The following is a 14,983-nucleotide window of genomic DNA, read 5'->3' as shown; positions in this document are numbered from 1 at the left end:
ACGGGCCGGTCCGCGCGAGCTGCGCGGGATTGGTCCGGCCGGGTCAGGCGGCCCGTACGCCGTGCTCGTGCGAGCGGTGTGCGCAGGGCCGCGCGGCGGCGTTCCGGCGGCGCCGCAGGAAGCGGGGCAGCGGCAGCGCGAGGTCCACGAAGCCCTCCGCCTGCATCGCGGCGAAGCCGATGCGGGGCAGGTCGCCCGAGGCCCGGTAGACGACGAAGCGGGGCTCCCAGCGGGGCTGGAACTTGGCGTTGAACTTGTACAGCGACTCGATCTGGAACCAGCGGGAGAGGAACACCAGCAGCCCCCGCCAGGCCCGCAGCACCGGCCCGGCGCCGATCTTCTCGCCGCGCGCGAGGGCGGAGCGGAACATGGCGAAGTTGAGCGAGACCCGGGTGATGCCGAGCTTCGGCGCGGCCTGGAGGGCGGCGACGATGAGCAGCTCGTTCATGCCGGGGTCGGCCAGCCGGTCACGGCGCATCAGGTCCAGCGAGACGCCGTCCTCGCCCCACGGCACGAAGTGCAGGATCGCCTTCAGATCGCCGTACGGGCCGGGTGTGTCGTCCTGCTTGTGGGCGGTGGCGATCAGGCAGGCGCCGTCGGCGGGGTCGCCGATGCGGCCGAGGGCCATGGAGAAGCCGCGCTCGTTGTCGGTGCCCCGCCAGTCCTCGGCGGCCAGCCGCACGCGCTCCAGCTCGCCGTCGGAGAGGTCACGGACGCGCCGTACGCGGGTCTCGTAGCCGGCCCGCTCGATGCGCTTGACCATCTGGCGCACATTGCGCATCGCGCGTCCGGCGAGGGAGAAATCCGCCACGTCGACCACCGCCTCGTCGCCCAGCTCCAGGGCGTCCAGGCCGGTCTCACGGGTCCACACCTCGCCGCCCGTCTCCGAGCAGCCCATGACGGCGGGGGTCCAGGAGTGGGCCTTGGCCTCGTCCATGAAGCGCTCGATGGCGCCGGGCCACGCCTCCACGTCCCCGATGGGGTCGCCGCTGGCGAGCATCACACCGGAGACGACGCGGTAGGTGACGGCGGCCTTGCCGCTGGGGGAGAAGACGACGGCCTTGTCCCGGCGCAGCGCGAAGTGGCCGAGGGAGTCGCGGCGGCCGTGCCGGTCCAGCAGATCCCTGAGGCGCGCCTCGTCCTCCTCGGTGAGGCGGGCGGCGGGGTGTTCGGGCCGGAAGGCGAGGTAGCTGGTGGTGACGGCGGTGAGCCAGCCGAGGGCGCCGAGGGAGAAGGCGACCGTCCAGGAGGTGCTGCCCTGGTAGTCGACGGGGCCCTCGAAGCCGAACAGGCCGTAGACGACGTGGGTCAGCCGATCGGCCAGGCTCGGGTCGCCGAGGGTGCGCCCGGGGTGGACGCTGACGATGACCAGTCCGAGGACGAGGGAACCGGCGCTCATGAGGACGAAGTTGGCCAGGGCCCGCCAGCGGCTGCGCGGGTCGGGCAGCGCGCCGAACTCGGCGCGGTGGCGCAGCAGCGGCACCAGGAGCGCGAGGGAGATGAACACGCCGAGCAGCGAGTGCCGGTACAGGAACTCGGCGACCGCGCCGGCCGGCAGCAGCACGACGGCGGCCCGCCAGGCGCGCCGCTTGCGGCGTTTGAGCCCGTGCGCGAGCAGGAGCAGCAGCACGCCCGCACTGAGCGAGAGGGCCGCGGCGAACGGTCCGAAGGAGCCGGGCAGCGCCTCCGCGAGCGCGTGCATACGGCTGTGACGGAAGCGCGGGAACACGCCCGCGGCGATGTCGAGCAGGCCGACGAGGGCGCACGCCCGGCCGATCAGGGTGGGAACGGCCTCCGCACGCGGGCCGCGCAGTATGCGCCGCGCCCGGTTCGAACCCCGCGGAACCCCGCCTGACAATTCCCCATCTATCCTGACAGACATCGCATCCCGTAGCTCTGCGAGAGACCTTGAAACCCGGTGCCGATCGGGCATCCGGTGACATTGCGCCCTCTAGGACGGTGTCTTGGGGAGACAGGTTCCTCCCGCTCCGGAAAGTCGGGTCAAAGGTCAAGGAAAGCCTGGGGCAAGTCCGTGCTGCGACACGGGTGTCCGAGGCGGAAAGCGCAGGCAGGAACAGCCATGGGTCTCACGAGCAACTCACTTCTGGTGCTGGCGGTGGCGGTCGCCGTGGTGCTGTTCGGGGCCACGCTGTGGCTGTGGCCGCGCCTGGCCCGGCGGAGCTGGCCGGCCCTCGGCGGCCGGATCGGCCTGCTGCTCGCCACCCAGTTGGCGCTCATCTGCTCCCTCGGGGTGGCCGCCAACCAGAGCTTCGGTTTCTACGCGGGCTGGGACGACCTGCTCGGCCGGGAGACCGAACAGGGCGTCCTGGTCGACCAGTCGGCCACCACCACCGGCGCGGGCGGTCCGCTCCAGGTGGTCAGCATCAAGTCCCCGCCGGGCGACGACGGTTCGCGGGCCTCGGCGGTGGGCCAGGTCCAGAAGGTCGACATCGTCGGCCGGGTCTCCCGCATCGCCACCCCGGCCTACGTCTATCTGCCGCCGGAGTACTTCCAGCCCCGGTTCCGCACGCGGACGTTCCCGGTCTCGGTGGTGCTGACCGGCTACCCCGGCACCGCGCAGGCCCTCGTCACCAAGCTCAAGTACCCGGCCGTCGCCCGGGGTCTGGCCAAGGACGGGCGGGCACAGCCGATGATCCTGGTGATGATGCGGCCCACCGTGGCGCCCCCGCGCGACACCGAGTGCGTGGACATCCCGCAGGGCCCGCAGACCGAGACCTTCTTCGCCAAGGACCTCCCCGAGGCCGTCCTCGCCCACTACCGGGCCGGTGCCCGACCCGGAAGCTGGGGCATCATCGGCGACTCCACGGGCGGCTACTGCGCCCTGAAGCTCGCCATGCGCCACCCGGGCGTCTACGCGGCCGGCGCCGGCCTGTCGGCGTACTACACCGCGCCCGTCGACCCCACCACCGGCGACCTCTTCCACGGCGACCGCAGCCTGCGTGATCACGCCGATCTGCACTGGCTGCTCGCGCACGAACCGGCGCCCGACACCTCCCTGCTCGTCACCAGCAGCAAGGTCGGCGAACACAACTACCGGGACACGCTCAGGTTCGTGAAGGAGGTACGCGCCACCGGCCGGACCAGGATCTCCTCCATCATCCTGGAGAGCGGCGGCCACAACTTCAACACCTGGCGGCGCGAGGTCCCGCCCGCCCTCCAGTGGCTCAGCGGGCAGCTCAGCGACCGTTGAGCCAGGGGTGCTGAAACCCCGTGAAGCCCTTGCCGTGGCCGGATTTTTGGGCCTCGGGGGCCCACAGGGCGCCTACGCGCGGTAAGTTTCTGGCCATGCCACGTGGACGCCACCGCCATTCACCGCCTCTGCACCGGCTGTTGCCTCCCTCCGCGATCGCCGGTGTCGCCGTCGTCTGCGCGCTGGCTCCCTGGGTGTTCTCCTCCCTCGGGGTGGTGCGCGCCCTGGCCGGCGTCGCCGCGCTCACGGCGGTCGGCGGCGCGGTCGTGATGCGCCAGTGGGACGCACAGGCGGGCAAGCAGGTCGCCGAGCTGACCCGCGCCCGGGTCAGCGACGAATGGCGGTTCGACGAACGGGTCGCCGAGCTGGAGACCGACCTGGAGGAGTCGCGCGAGCTGCGCGCCAAGCTGGAGCGGCGCCTGCGGGCCAAGCGCGCCGAACTGGCAGGGCTGCGCAACGAACACGCCGCCCTGCTGCGCCGGTACGCCACCGCGGAGACCGAGCGCGCCAGCGCGCTGGAGGGGCGCCGGCTGCTGGAGATCGAGGCGGTCCCGGAATCCGGCACGCTCGCACTGCCGCCCGCGCCCAGCGCGCAGGACACGCCCGTGGCCGAGGCTCCGGCGCCCGCCGCCGTCCAGGGCTCGGAGCTGTACCTGAAGGCCGCGGTCGCGCTGGCGCGGCTGGAGCGGTCGGCGGAGGAGCCCGAGACCGATGCCGAGGCGGAATCCGGGGCGGAGGCCGAGGTGGAGGCCGTCGCCAAAGGAGATCCGGACAGTGCGGGTACCGAGGCCGACGCCGACGACCACGACGAGCACGCCGCCGCCGGCCGAGCCGAAGCGCCCGCCGAGGGTCTGGGACCCGTGGACGCCGAAGGCGAAGTGACCGAGGCGCACACCACCCCCGAGGACACGCCGGAGGAGGCGCAGGCGCACACCGCCGGTACGGCCGTGGTGCCCGCCCAGTCCACCGGGCAGCGTCCCGCCGGGCACTTCACGGTGCCGACCGCCGTCGCCGTCGTACCGGCCGCGCCGTCACGGCGTCCGCTGGTCGAGGGCGGGTTCGACTTCTTCGGCACCCAGAAGGACACCTCGGCGGCGATGGACGTGCGCAACGAGGACCTGGCCGACGTGGTCGGGCAGGAGGCCCTCGCGCTGCACAAGGCGGACGCCGGGGCCGCGTACAAGCCCGCCGGCACCTACGACGTGGGCCAGGTCATCGACCTCACCGCGCACGACGAGACTGAGCACATCGACGTGGAGGGGCTGCGCAGCGCGGCCTCCTGACCGCGCCGCCCGTTTCCGCCGTGCACGCGCGCGTGGGGGAGACTGGGACGCATGACTGCCACGGAGACCACGGTCGGGATCGGCGGTGCCGCCGAGAGCACCGACATGGTGCTCAACATCGGACCGCAGCACCCCTCCACACACGGCGTGCTCCGGCTGCGGCTGGTGCTGGACGGCGAGCGCATCCAGCGCGCCGAGCCGGTGATCGGCTACATGCACCGGGGCGCGGAGAAGCTGTTCGAGGCCCGTGACTACCGGCAGATCATCATGCTCGCCAACCGCCACGACTGGCTGTCGGCGTTCTCCAACGAGCTGGGCGTGGTCATCGCCGTCGAGCGGATGCTCGGCATGGAGGTGCCCGAGCGCGCGGTGTGGACCCGCACCCTGCTCGCCGAGCTGAACCGGGTGCTCAACCACCTGATGTTCCTCGGCTCCTATCCGCTGGAGCTGGGCGGGATCACCCCGGTCTTCTACGCGTTCCGGGAGCGGGAGGTGCTCCAGAACGTGATGGAGGAGGTCTCCGGCGGCCGCATGCACTACATGTTCAACCGGGTCGGCGGCCTCAAGGAGGACCTCACCGACGGCTGGACCGGCCGCGCGCGGGACGCGGTCGCCGCCGTCCGCTCCCGCATGGACGTCTTCGACGACCTGGTCCTCGGCAACGAGATCTTCCGGGGGCGCACCCGGGGCGTGGGGGCGCTCACCCCGCAGGCCGTGCACGCGTACGGCGTGAGCGGCCCCATCGCGCGCGCCTCGGGCGTCGACTTCGACCTGCGCCGCGACGAGCCGTACCTCGCCTACGGGGACCTCCAGGACACCCTGAAGGTCGTCACCCGGACCGAGGGGGACTGCCTGGCCCGCTTCGAGGTGCTGCTGGAGCAGACCCACAACGCGCTCGACCTCGCGGACGCCTGTCTGGACCGGCTCGCCGAACTGCCGCCCGGCCCGGTCAACCAGCGGCTGCCCAAGGTGCTGAAGGCGCCCGAGGGGCACACCTACGCCTGGACCGAGAACCCGCTCGGCATCAACGGCTACTACCTGGTCAGCAAGGGCGAGAAGACGCCGTACCGGCTGAAGCTGCGGTCGGCGTCGTACAACAACATCCAGGTGCTGGGGGAGCTGCTGCCGGGGACGCTGGTCTCCGACATGGTGGCGATCCTGGGGTCGCTGTTCTTCGTGGTGGGAGACATCGACAAGTAGCGCCGAGTAGCGCCGAGTAGCGCCAAGTAGCGCCGAGTAACTCAGAGGGGCGGCTCGGGCAGGCCGGCCGGCTGGAGGAGCCAGCCGAAGTCGCCGAGGCCCCGCGGTGCGGTGAGTTCGGCGGCGGCTCCGGCGCCCGCGAGGGCGCGTACGTAGGCGGCGGGGTCGGTGGTGGCCAGCGTGAGCGGGGGGCGTGCGCCGGTGACGTCCAGCGCGTGCAGGGCCTCGCGCTGGGTGAGCAGGCGCGGGGTGCCGTGGGCGCTTCCGGCCGCCGCGCAGGCGTCCAGGGCGACGTGCGCGGTGATGTCGCAGGTCCCGTCGGGCACCGGGGCCGTCTCCCGGCCCGCCCGGAACCCGGTGAGCGTGCCGTAGGGCGGGCGGGTGCCGAGGGTGTGGGCGTAGTCCACGGCCACCGCGAGCCCCCGCTCCACCCGGCCGACGGCCCGTGCCCAGGCCTGGTCCCTCGGCAGCCCGATCTCCGCCCGCAGTCCCTCCTCGGCGGCCAGCGGCCACCACCGGGCCAGCCATTCCGCCGCCGCGCCCGTCACCGGCTCCCCGAGCCGTTCGGTACCGTCCGGCGCGACCCGCACCAGCCGGGGCGCGCCCTTGCGGTCGATCTCGGCCACGTCCACGGGCACGTTGTCCAGCCACTCGTTGGCGAACAGCAGCCCGGTGACCTCCTCGGGCACCTCGGCCCGCCACTCGATCCGCCCGTCCAGTCCCTCGGGCCGGTCCGCGATCTCCACGGCGTACGCCCGCGTGCGCGCCGCCACCTCGTCGGGCAGCGCGGCCAGCACCCCTTGGGCCAACTCCCCGCGCCCGGCCCCCAGATCGACGAAGTCCAGCACCTCGGGCCGCCCCAGCGCCACGTCCACCCGGCACAGCAGCCGGGCCACGGCGGCGGCGAACAGCGGCGAGGCGTGCACGGAGGTACGGAAGTGCCCGGCGGGGCCCTCGGGGCGCCGGTAGAAGCCCTCGGGGCCGTACAGCGCCCGCTCGGTGGCGTCCCGCCAGCCCTGCTCCGATGTCTCCCGCACCGGGTCAGCCTAGGCGTACAGACGACCGGGGTATCCACCTTGCGGCGTACGTGTGCCGGACACGGATCGCCCCTTCGGCTGACCCGTGCGCGCACCGGGTTTCCCTACGCTGATGACGTGCAGCGCCTCTATGACTTCCTCCGCCGCCACCCCACGGGGGTCGACTGCTTCTGGGCCGTCGTCCTGCTCGGGCTCTCCGGCGTGAGCGTGGTGAACATGGACGGCACCCCGCACCACCACGGCTCCTTCGCCGCGGCCTGGACGATCTCCACCGTGCTGTGCGTCATCCTGGCCCTGCGCCGCCGGCTGCCGGAGCTGATGCTGGTCGCGGTGCTGGCCACCGGGCTGGCGCAGCTCATCCTGGACGTCGAGCCGCTCGTCGCCGACTTCACCATGCTGGTGATCGTCTACACGGTCGCCGCGACCGGCGCCCTGTGGGCCTCCAGGCTGGCGCTCGCCACCAGCCTGGTCGCGGCCTCGCTGGCGCAATTGCGCTGGCCGAACGATCAGGTCAGCGGGCTGGGGCAGATCGCGCTCGCGGTGTTCCAGACGGTGCCGTTCGCGCTGGCCTGGGTGCTCGGCGACTCCATGCGCACCCGCCGCGCCTACTTCGCCCAGCTCGAGGAGCGCGCCGCCCGGCTGGAGAAGGAGCGCGAGGCGCAGGCCAAGGTCGCCGTCGCCGCCGAACGCGCCCGGATCGCCCGCGAGCTGCACGACGTGGTCGCGCACAACGTCTCGGTGATGGTGGTGCAGGCCGACGGCGCCGCCTACGTCCTGGACGCCGCCCCCGACCAGGCCCGCCAGGCGCTGGAGACGATCTCCTCCACCGGCCGCCAGGCGCTGGCCGAGATGCGCCGCCTGCTGGGCGTGCTGCGCACCGGCGAGCACCAGGAGAGCGGGGAGTACGTCCCGCAGCCCGACGTGGAGCAGATCGACGACCTGATCGAGCAGTGCCGCGACTCCGGGCTGCCGGTGGACTTCAAGGTCGAGGGCACCCCGCGCCCGCTGCCCAGCGGGGTGGAGCTGACCGCGTACCGGATCGTGCAGGAGGCGCTCACCAACACCCGCAAGCACGGCGGGCCCGAGGCGGGCGCCAGCGTCCGGCTGGTGTACTTCGACGACGGGCTCGGTCTGCTGGTCGAGGACGACGGCAAGGGCGCACCGCACGAGCTGTACGAGGAGGGCGGCGCGGACGGCCAGGGACACGGCCTGATCGGCATGCGGGAGCGCGTCGGCATGGTCGGCGGCACCCTGGACGCCGGGCCGCGTCCCGGCGGAGGCTTCCGCATCAGCGCACTGCTCCCGCTGAAACCGGCGCACTGACACCTGTCACGAACGCGCCCGCACACCCGAAGAAGGACACGGAAGAGGACCCCGATGGCGATCCGCGTGATGCTCGTCGACGATCAGGTGCTGCTGCGCACCGGCTTCCGGATGGTGCTCGCCGCCCAGCCGGACATGGAGGTCGTCGCGGAGGCGGGCGACGGGGTGGAGGCGCTCCAGGTGCTGCGCACCACCCCCGTAGACGTGGTCCTGATGGACGTGCGCATGCCCAAGCTGGACGGGGTGGAGACCACCCGGCGCATCTGCTCCGAGCCCGAGCCGCCCAAGGTGCTCATCCTGACCACGTTCGACCTGGACGAGTACGCGTTCTCCGGGCTGAAGGCGGGCGCCTCCGGCTTCATGCTCAAGGACGTGCCGCCGGGCGAGCTGCTCAGCGCGATCCGCGCGGTGCACAGCGGGGACGCGGTCGTGGCGCCCTCCACCACGCGCCGGTTGCTCGACCGGTTCGCCCCGATGCTGCCCTCGGCCGTGAAGGAGCCCCGGCACGCGGAGCTGTCCCGGCTCACCGAGCGCGAGCGCGAGGTCATGGTGCTGGTCGCCCAGGGGCTCTCCAACGGGGAGATCGCCGCCCGGCTGGTCCTCTCCGAGGCCACGGTGAAGACCCATGTGGGCCGCATCCTCACCAAGCTGGGGCTGCGCGACCGCGTCCAGGTGGTCGTCCTCGCCTACGAGACCGGGCTGGTCCGAGCGGGCGGGCAGCCCTGAGGTTCAGCGCAGAACGCCCTCGATGAAGTCGCTGCCCAGCCGGGACACGGCGGCCAGGTCCAACTGGTGCTGGACGTACCGGCCCTGGCGGCAACTGGTGATCAGGCCGGCCTTCTTGAGCACGGCCAGGTGACGGGATATCTCGGGCGCGGACATGCCGTGCGCGTCGGCGAGTTCGCTGGTGCTGTGCGGGCTGCGGGCGAGGTGGCGGCACAGGCGCAGGCGCGCGGGGTGGGCGAGGGCCTCCATGCGGAGGGTGAGCTGCTCGACGGTGGGCGCCTGGGGGCGGGTGGCCTTGGCGGGATAGGTGATCACGGGCTGCCAGTTGTACCGGTGCAGCACCATCACATGCGGCCAGCCGAGGCTGGTCGGCACCAGGACGAGGCCGCCGTCACCGGTGGTGCCCCGGCCCACCAGGAGCTTGTCGATCGTGATGAGCCCGGCCTCCTCGTCCAGCGACACCGCCCCGGAGAGCGAGGAGAGGGCCTCGGCGGGGCCCTTGCGGCGCAGCAGCTCGGTCTTGTGCCGGGCGTCGGCGGCGAGCTGGGGCTGGAGCCGGGCCCAGGTGTCGGCGAAGAACGCCTCGTCGCAGTCGAGTACGAGCCGGCGGAACCAGGCGCGGACCGTCGGCGGGTCCTCCAGCAGGCGCCGGGCGAACCGCTCCTGGACGGTACCGCGCGCGGCGGCCAGGTCCAGGGCGCGGCGGCGCAGCTCCGGGTCGCCCAGCGGGCCGAGGCTCTGCCGGGAGTACTGGGAGTGGCAGGTGAACTCCAGCGCCGCGTCGACGAACTGCTCGTCCGTCAGCTTGTCCAGCAGGTCCAGTTCCTCGGCGAGCGTCCCGGCCGGCAGCCCGCGCCGGCCGGGGAGTCCGGCGAAGGGGGCGAACACGTCGGAGAACGTGGTGCGCCACAGGAAGTCCGCCTCGCAGAGCCGGTCGGCCAGGCACGGGTCCAGACGGCTGGACACGGCGGTCACCCAGCCCTGGAGATCCGGATGGTGACCGGGCTCGCTGAGCGCGTGCAGGGCCATCCCGAGCTCGGCCAGCGGTGAGGGCACCACGGAGATCCGCTCCGCGGGGAGCCCCTTGACGTCGATGGTCACGCTCATGTCCCCATGGTGCCCCCGGCCACTGACAACGCCCCCCGGATTGACGGCTGTCGTCAATCCGGGGGGCCTTCGGGGGCCGGTGCCTCAGCCCAGCCGTCCGGCGAAGTCCACGGCCGCGTCCCGTACATCGCGTGCCGTCCACCCCAGTCCTGCCGCGCGTACCCCGGTCTCCGTGAAGGAGAGGCCGGGGCCGCGGGAGTCCCAGGCGCCGGAGAACAGGAGGGTGCCGGTCTCCTCGGCCTGGCGAACCGCCGCCTCCGCGAGGACCTCGGGCTCGAACGGGAGCCAGACCTGGAAGTCGTGGGTGTGGGGCACCTCGGGGTGGACCCGCGCCCAGGGCAGTCCGGCCGCGGCGAACCCCTCGCGCAGCGCGGCGGCGACCACGCGCGCGTGACGGACGTACTCGGGGAGCCTCGGCAGCTCCCGGTCCAGGCCGGCGAGGGCCGACAGCGCGGTGGGGAACTGCTGGAAGACCATGCCCCCGTACCGGTGCCGCCAGGTGCGCGCCTCCTCGACGAGGCTCGCCGGGCCGGCGAGCGCGGCGCCGCCCAGGCCGCCGAGGGACTTGTAGAACGACACGTAGACGCTGTCGGCCAGGGCCGCGATCTCCTCCAGCGGGCGGCCGAAGTGCTCGGTGGCCTCCCAGAGGCGGGCGCCGTCGAAGTGCACCACCGCCTCGCGCTCCCGCGCGGCGTCGACCGCCCCGGTCAGCTCCTCCCAGGAGGGCAGCAGGAAGCCGGCGTCGCGCAGCGGGAGTTCCAGCATGAGCGCGCCGACGGGCTCGTCCAGACCGTGCACGTCGGCCGCCGTCACCGGGCGCGGCTCCTGGCTCACGGTGACCGGGCGCAACCCGCTGACCTGGCTGAACGCATGCCGTTCGTGCACCTCGGGGTGGGACAGGGCGTGCAGGGCGACGGCCGGGTTGCCGGTGCGCGCGGCCCAGCAGCGCAGGGCGACCTGCTGGGCCATGGTGCCGGTCGGGAAGAACACGGCGGCCTCGGTGCCGAGCAGTTCCGCGACCCGGCGCTCCAGGGCGGCGACCACGCCGTCGCCGTAGATGTCGGCGGGTTCGTCCAGGTCGTACACCTCGGGTGCCGCCTCGGTCAGCTCCGTCAGGCGTTCGCGGAGGGTGCCGCGCCAGCCGCCGCGCGACAGCACGCGCGGTGCGGTGCGTATCGCGGTCCGGCGCCGGTCCCGTATCGAAGGTCGCTGTTCGTCCTCGGTCGTGTCGCTCATGCGGGGGATCATGCCGGGCCGGGCCCCGGGCGGGTACCCGTTTTCCGGGTGGGCCGGTGCGGCGGCCCACAGCCTGTGGACAACCGGGGGCCGGTCGCCGGATAGCGTTAACATGACGAGAAATCGTCCGGTACCCAGAGCGGACTGGAACGGGAAGGCCACGGTCGCGTGAGTACACACCCTTCAGACACCCAGGACCGCCCCGCGCGGCTCACCGTCGGCGTCGTCGGCGCCGGACGCGTGGGCCCCGCCCTGGCCGCGTCCCTCCAGCTCGCCGGACACCGCCCGGTGGCCGTCTCCGGCGTCTCCGACGCCTCCCGCAGGCGCGCCGAGAAGATGCTGCCCGGCGTGCCCCTGGTGCCGCCCGCCGAGGTGCTCCAGCGCGCCGACCTGGTGCTGCTCACCGTCCCCGACGACGCCCTGCCGGGCCTGGTCACCGGCCTCGCCGAGACCGGCGCCGTCCGGCCCGGCCAGCTCCTCGTGCACACCTCGGGCCGGTACGGCGTCTCGGTGCTGGAGCCGGCCCTGCGCGCGGGCGCGCTGCCACTCGCGCTGCACCCGGCGATGACCTTCACCGGCAGCCCCGTCGACGTCCAGCGCCTCGCGGGCTGCTCCTTCGGCGTCACCGCGCCCGAGGAACTGCGGCTCGCGGCCGAGGCCCTGGTCATCGAGATGGGCGGCGAGCCGGAGTGGATCAGCGAGGAGAGCCGCCCGCTCTACCACGCGGCCCTCGCCCTGGGCTCCAACCACCTGATCACCCTGGTCGCCCAGTCCATGGAGCTGCTGCGCACGGCCGGGGTCGGCGCCCCCGACCGGATGCTCGGCCCGCTGCTCGGCGCCGCCCTGGACAACGCCCTGCGCTCCGGTGACGCGGCCCTCACCGGCCCCGTCGCGCGCGGGGACGCGGGCACGGTCGCCGCGCACATCGCCGAGCTGCGCGAGCACTCCCCGCAGACCGTCGCCGGCTATGTGGCGATGGCCCGCGCGACCGCCGACCGCGCCCTCGCCCACGGCCTGCTCAAGGCCGAGCTGGCCGAGGACCTGCTCGGCGTGCTCGCCGACCAGGAGACCGGCAGCGGCGGTGCCCCCGGCACCGGCACCGACGCGGACGACGACGAGAACGGCCCCGAGGGGAACGACCGATGACCACCGCCCTGCTGAGCACCGCCGACGAGCTGCACGCACGCGTGCGCCACGGCCGCCGCGCCGTCGTGATGACCATGGGCGCCCTGCACGAGGGCCACGCCACGCTGATCCGCACCGCCCGCGAGATCGCCGGGCCGGACGGCGAGGTCGTCGTCACCGTCTTCGTCAACCCGCTCCAGTTCGGCGCCGGCGAGGACCTCGACCGCTACCCGCGCACCCTGGACGCCGACCTCGCGCTGGCCGGACGCGCGGGCGCCGACGCCGTGTTCGCCCCGTCCGTGGAGGAGGTCTACCCCGGCGGGGAGCCCCAGGTGCGCATCACCGCGGGCCCCATGGGCGGAAGGCTGGAGGGTGCCACCCGCCCCGGCCACTTCGACGGCATGCTCACCGTCGTCGCCAAGCTGCTGCACCTCACCCGCCCCGACGTCGCCCTGTACGGGCAGAAGGACGCCCAGCAGTTGGCGCTCATCCGGCGCATGGTGCGTGACCTCAACTTCGGCGTCGAGATCGTCGGCGTACCCACGGTCCGCGAGGAGGACGGGCTCGCCCTGTCCAGCCGCAACCGCTACCTCGCCCCCGAGGAGCGCGCCACCGCCCTCACCCTGTCCCGCGCCCTGTTCGCCGGCCGCGACCGGCACGCGGCCCAGGAGGCCCTTCGCGCGCGGGCGCTGGAAGTGCCGTCCACGCACGCGCGTGCGGAGGCGCTGAGCGCCATAGGCGAGTCGAGGGCGGCCGCCGACGCGCACGCCGTGGCCACCGCCGCGCCCGGCGGCCCGGCAGCCGTCCGCGCGGCCGCCCGCCAGACCCTGGACGAGGCCGCCCGCTTCGACCCGCCGCTCGACCTGGACTACCTCGCCCTGGTCGACCCGGCCGACTTCACCGAGATCGCCGACGACTTCACCGGCGAGGCGGTCCTCGCCGTCGCCGCACGGGTCGGTTCGACCCGGCTGATCGACAACATCCCGCTCACCTTCGGCAGCCCTGGAGCCGCCCTGTGACCAGCACCGGCATACGACTGCACGCGCCCGCCCCCGGCTGGTCCATCCCGGCCGACGTGGTGGTGGTCGGCTCCGGCGTGGCCGGCCTGACCGCCGCGCTGCGCTGCGAGGCGGCCGGCCTGACGACGGTCGTCGTCACCAAGGCCCGCCTGGACGACGGCTCCACCCGCTGGGCCCAGGGCGGCATCGCGGCCGCCCTGGGCGACGGCGACACCCCCGGCCAGCACCTGGACGACACCCTGGTGGCGGGCGCGGGCGTGTGCGACGAGGACGCCGTGCGCCTCCTGGTCACCGAGGGCCCCGACGCCGTACGGCGGCTGATCGCCACCGGCGCGCGGTTCGACACCGACGACGCGGGCTCGATCCAGCTCACCCGCGAGGGCGGCCACCACCGGCGCCGCATCGCCCACGCGGGCGGGGACGCGACCGGCGCGGAGATCTCGCGCGCGCTGGTCGACGCCGTCCGCGCGCGGGGCCTGCGCACCATCGAGAACGCGCTCGTCCTGGACCTGCTCACCGACGCGGAAGGCCGCACCGCCGGGGTCACCCTGCACGTCATGGGCGAGGGCCAGCACGACGGCGTGGGCGCCGTGCACGCGCCCGCCGTGGTGCTCGCCACCGGCGGCATGGGCCAGGTGTTCTCCGCGACCACCAACCCCTCCGTCTCCACCGGCGACGGCGTGGCGCTGGCGCTGCGCGCGGGCGCCGAGGTCAGCGACCTGGAGTTCGTGCAGTTCCACCCGACCGTGCTCTTCCTCGGCCCCGACGCCGAGGGCCAGCAGCCGCTGGTCTCCGAGGCGGTGCGCGGCGAGGGCGCCCACCTGGTCGACGCCGACGGCACGCGCTTCATGGTCGGGCAGCACGAACTGGCCGAGCTGGCCCCGCGCGACATCGTCGCCAAGGGCATCACGCGGCGGATGCAGGAGCTGGGCGCCGAGCACATGTATCTCGACGGCAGGCACTTCGGCGCCGACATGTGGGAGCACCGCTTCCCGACCATCCTGGCCGCCTGCCGCGCCCACGGTATCGACCCGGTCACCGAGCCCATCCCGGTCGCCCCGGCCGCCCACTACGCCTCCGGCGGCGTCCGCACCGACGACCGGGGCCGTACGACGGTCCCCGGCCTGTACGCGTGCGGCGAGGTCGCCTGCACCGGCGTACACGGCGCCAACCGGCTCGCCTCCAACTCCCTGCTCGAAGGACTCGTCTACGCCGAGCGCCTCGCCGCCGACATCGCGGCCGAGCACACCGCGAACGGCCCGCACACGCGCGTGCCCGCCCCCGTCCCGCACCACGGCACGCCCGCGCACCCCCTGCTGGCCCCCGAGGACCGGCTCGCCGTGCAGCGGATCATGACCGAGGGCGCGGGCGTGCTGCGCTCGGCCGCCTCCCTCGAACGCGCCGCACAGCGCCTCGCGGAACTGCACACCCGCGCCAGCGACACCCTGGACGGCGAGGGCAAGACCGCCGAGCCCGGCGTCGACACCTGGGAGGCCACCAACCTCCTGGACGTGGCCCGCGTCCTGGTCGCCGCCGCCGCGCTGCGCGAGGAGACCCGCGGCTGCCACTGGCGCGAGGACCACGCCGACCGCGACGACCTCCACTGGCGCCGCCATCTGGTGGTGACCCTCCGCGCGGACCGTTCGCTGGCCGTACGCACCACCGAGAGCGCAGACTTCCCCCCTACCCGGTGACATCTCGGTCCACCGGGTGAAC

The 14,983-nt window shown here is 73.8% G+C and carries 12 protein-coding genes; 8 read left to right on the top strand and 4 right to left on the bottom strand.

Annotated elements, in window-relative coordinates; genetic code table 11:
* Positions 1–43 precede the first annotated feature (43 nt).
* A complete protein-coding gene (locus OG448_RS13480) occupies positions 44–1,858 on the bottom strand; it encodes a phosphatidylglycerol lysyltransferase domain-containing protein (protein ID WP_405553818.1) in 1,815 nt (604 codons plus the stop codon).
* A gap of 222 nt (positions 1,859–2,080) precedes the next feature.
* Between OG448_RS13480 and OG448_RS13475 the strand changes: the two genes are divergently transcribed.
* From OG448_RS13475 to OG448_RS13465, 3 genes are all read left to right on the top strand, one after another.
* On the top strand, positions 2,081–3,211 hold the full coding sequence (locus tag OG448_RS13475; protein WP_405553816.1) for an alpha/beta hydrolase: 1,131 nt from the start codon (positions 2,081–2,083) through the stop codon (positions 3,209–3,211).
* 95 nt (positions 3,212–3,306) lie between these two features.
* A complete protein-coding gene (locus OG448_RS13470) occupies positions 3,307–4,494 on the top strand; it encodes a hypothetical protein (protein WP_405553814.1) in 1,188 nt (395 codons plus the stop codon).
* Positions 4,495–4,545: 51 nt separating this feature from the next.
* Entirely contained in the window at positions 4,546–5,694 is a 1,149-nt protein-coding gene (locus OG448_RS13465; protein ID WP_405553812.1) for an NADH-quinone oxidoreductase subunit D, read from the top strand.
* Between the two features lie 41 nt (positions 5,695–5,735).
* Here the strand turns inward: OG448_RS13465 and OG448_RS13460 are convergent, their stop codons facing one another.
* On the bottom strand, positions 5,736–6,731 hold the full coding sequence (locus OG448_RS13460; protein WP_405553811.1) for an SAM-dependent methyltransferase: 996 nt from the start codon (positions 6,729–6,731) through the stop codon (positions 5,736–5,738).
* A gap of 117 nt (positions 6,732–6,848) precedes the next feature.
* On the opposite strand from OG448_RS13460, the gene OG448_RS13455 reads away from it, so the two are divergent.
* Positions 6,849–8,054 (top strand): sensor histidine kinase, encoded by a 1,206-nt coding sequence (locus OG448_RS13455; protein ID WP_405553809.1) that lies wholly within the window; start codon positions 6,849–6,851, stop codon positions 8,052–8,054.
* A gap of 54 nt (positions 8,055–8,108) precedes the next feature.
* Positions 8,109–8,780: a response regulator gene (locus OG448_RS13450; protein ID WP_391297679.1), complete on the top strand. Its 672-nt coding sequence runs from the start codon at positions 8,109–8,111 to the stop codon at positions 8,778–8,780.
* A 3-nt stretch (positions 8,781–8,783) separates the two neighbouring features.
* Here OG448_RS13450 and OG448_RS13445 read toward each other — a convergent pair whose 3' ends face one another.
* Together OG448_RS13445 and OG448_RS13440 are read right to left on the bottom strand one after the other, a co-directional pair.
* Positions 8,784–9,887: a DUF5937 family protein gene (locus tag OG448_RS13445; protein ID WP_405553807.1), complete on the bottom strand. Its 1,104-nt coding sequence runs from the start codon at positions 9,885–9,887 to the stop codon at positions 8,784–8,786.
* Between the two features lie 84 nt (positions 9,888–9,971).
* Positions 9,972–11,135 carry a threonine aldolase family protein gene (locus tag OG448_RS13440; protein WP_405553805.1) on the bottom strand — a complete coding sequence of 388 codons (1,164 nt, stop codon included), beginning with the start codon at positions 11,133–11,135 and terminating at the stop codon, positions 9,972–9,974.
* Positions 11,136–11,291: 156 nt separating this feature from the next.
* On the opposite strand from OG448_RS13440, the gene OG448_RS13435 reads away from it, so the two are divergent.
* The 3 genes from OG448_RS13435 to OG448_RS13425 are packed head-to-tail and all read left to right on the top strand — an operon-like array spanning position 11,292 to position 14,961.
* Entirely contained in the window at positions 11,292–12,269 is a 978-nt protein-coding gene (locus OG448_RS13435) for a Rossmann-like and DUF2520 domain-containing protein (protein WP_405553803.1), read from the top strand.
* The gene (gene panC, locus OG448_RS13430; RefSeq protein ID WP_405553801.1) at positions 12,266–13,267 is read left to right on the top strand and encodes a pantoate--beta-alanine ligase; all 1,002 of its coding nucleotides are present in this window, start codon (positions 12,266–12,268) and stop codon (positions 13,265–13,267) included. Before OG448_RS13435 ends, panC begins: the two co-directional genes overlap by 4 nt.
* A complete protein-coding gene (locus OG448_RS13425; RefSeq protein WP_405553799.1) occupies positions 13,264–14,961 on the top strand; it encodes an L-aspartate oxidase in 1,698 nt (565 codons plus the stop codon). Before panC ends, OG448_RS13425 begins: the two co-directional genes overlap by 4 nt.
* The last annotated feature ends 22 nt before the right edge of the window (positions 14,962–14,983 follow it).

It is taken from the genome of Streptomyces sp. NBC_01171, assembly GCF_045039805.1.
In the GTDB taxonomy this organism is placed as follows: domain Bacteria; phylum Actinomycetota; class Actinomycetes; order Streptomycetales; family Streptomycetaceae; genus Streptomyces.
The sequence above is the reverse complement of the archived record's forward strand: the minus strand, read 5'-3'. Positions and strand labels throughout refer to the sequence as shown.

Coding starts and splice junctions, on each gene's coding strand:
- OG448_RS13445 (WP_405553807.1), bottom strand. CDS start 9,887: ATGAGCGTGACCATCGACGTCAAGGGGCTCCCCGCGGAGCGGATCTCC.
- OG448_RS13440 (WP_405553805.1), bottom strand. CDS start 11,135: ATGATCCCCCGCATGAGCGACACGACCGAGGACGAACAGCGACCTTCG.
- panC (WP_405553801.1), top strand. CDS start 12,266: ATGACCACCGCCCTGCTGAGCACCGCCGACGAGCTGCACGCACGCGTG.
- OG448_RS13450 (WP_391297679.1), top strand. CDS start 8,109: ATGGCGATCCGCGTGATGCTCGTCGACGATCAGGTGCTGCTGCGCACC.
- OG448_RS13470 (WP_405553814.1), top strand. CDS start 3,307: ATGCCACGTGGACGCCACCGCCATTCACCGCCTCTGCACCGGCTGTTG.
- OG448_RS13465 (WP_405553812.1), top strand. CDS start 4,546: ATGACTGCCACGGAGACCACGGTCGGGATCGGCGGTGCCGCCGAGAGC.
- OG448_RS13475 (WP_405553816.1), top strand. CDS start 2,081: ATGGGTCTCACGAGCAACTCACTTCTGGTGCTGGCGGTGGCGGTCGCC.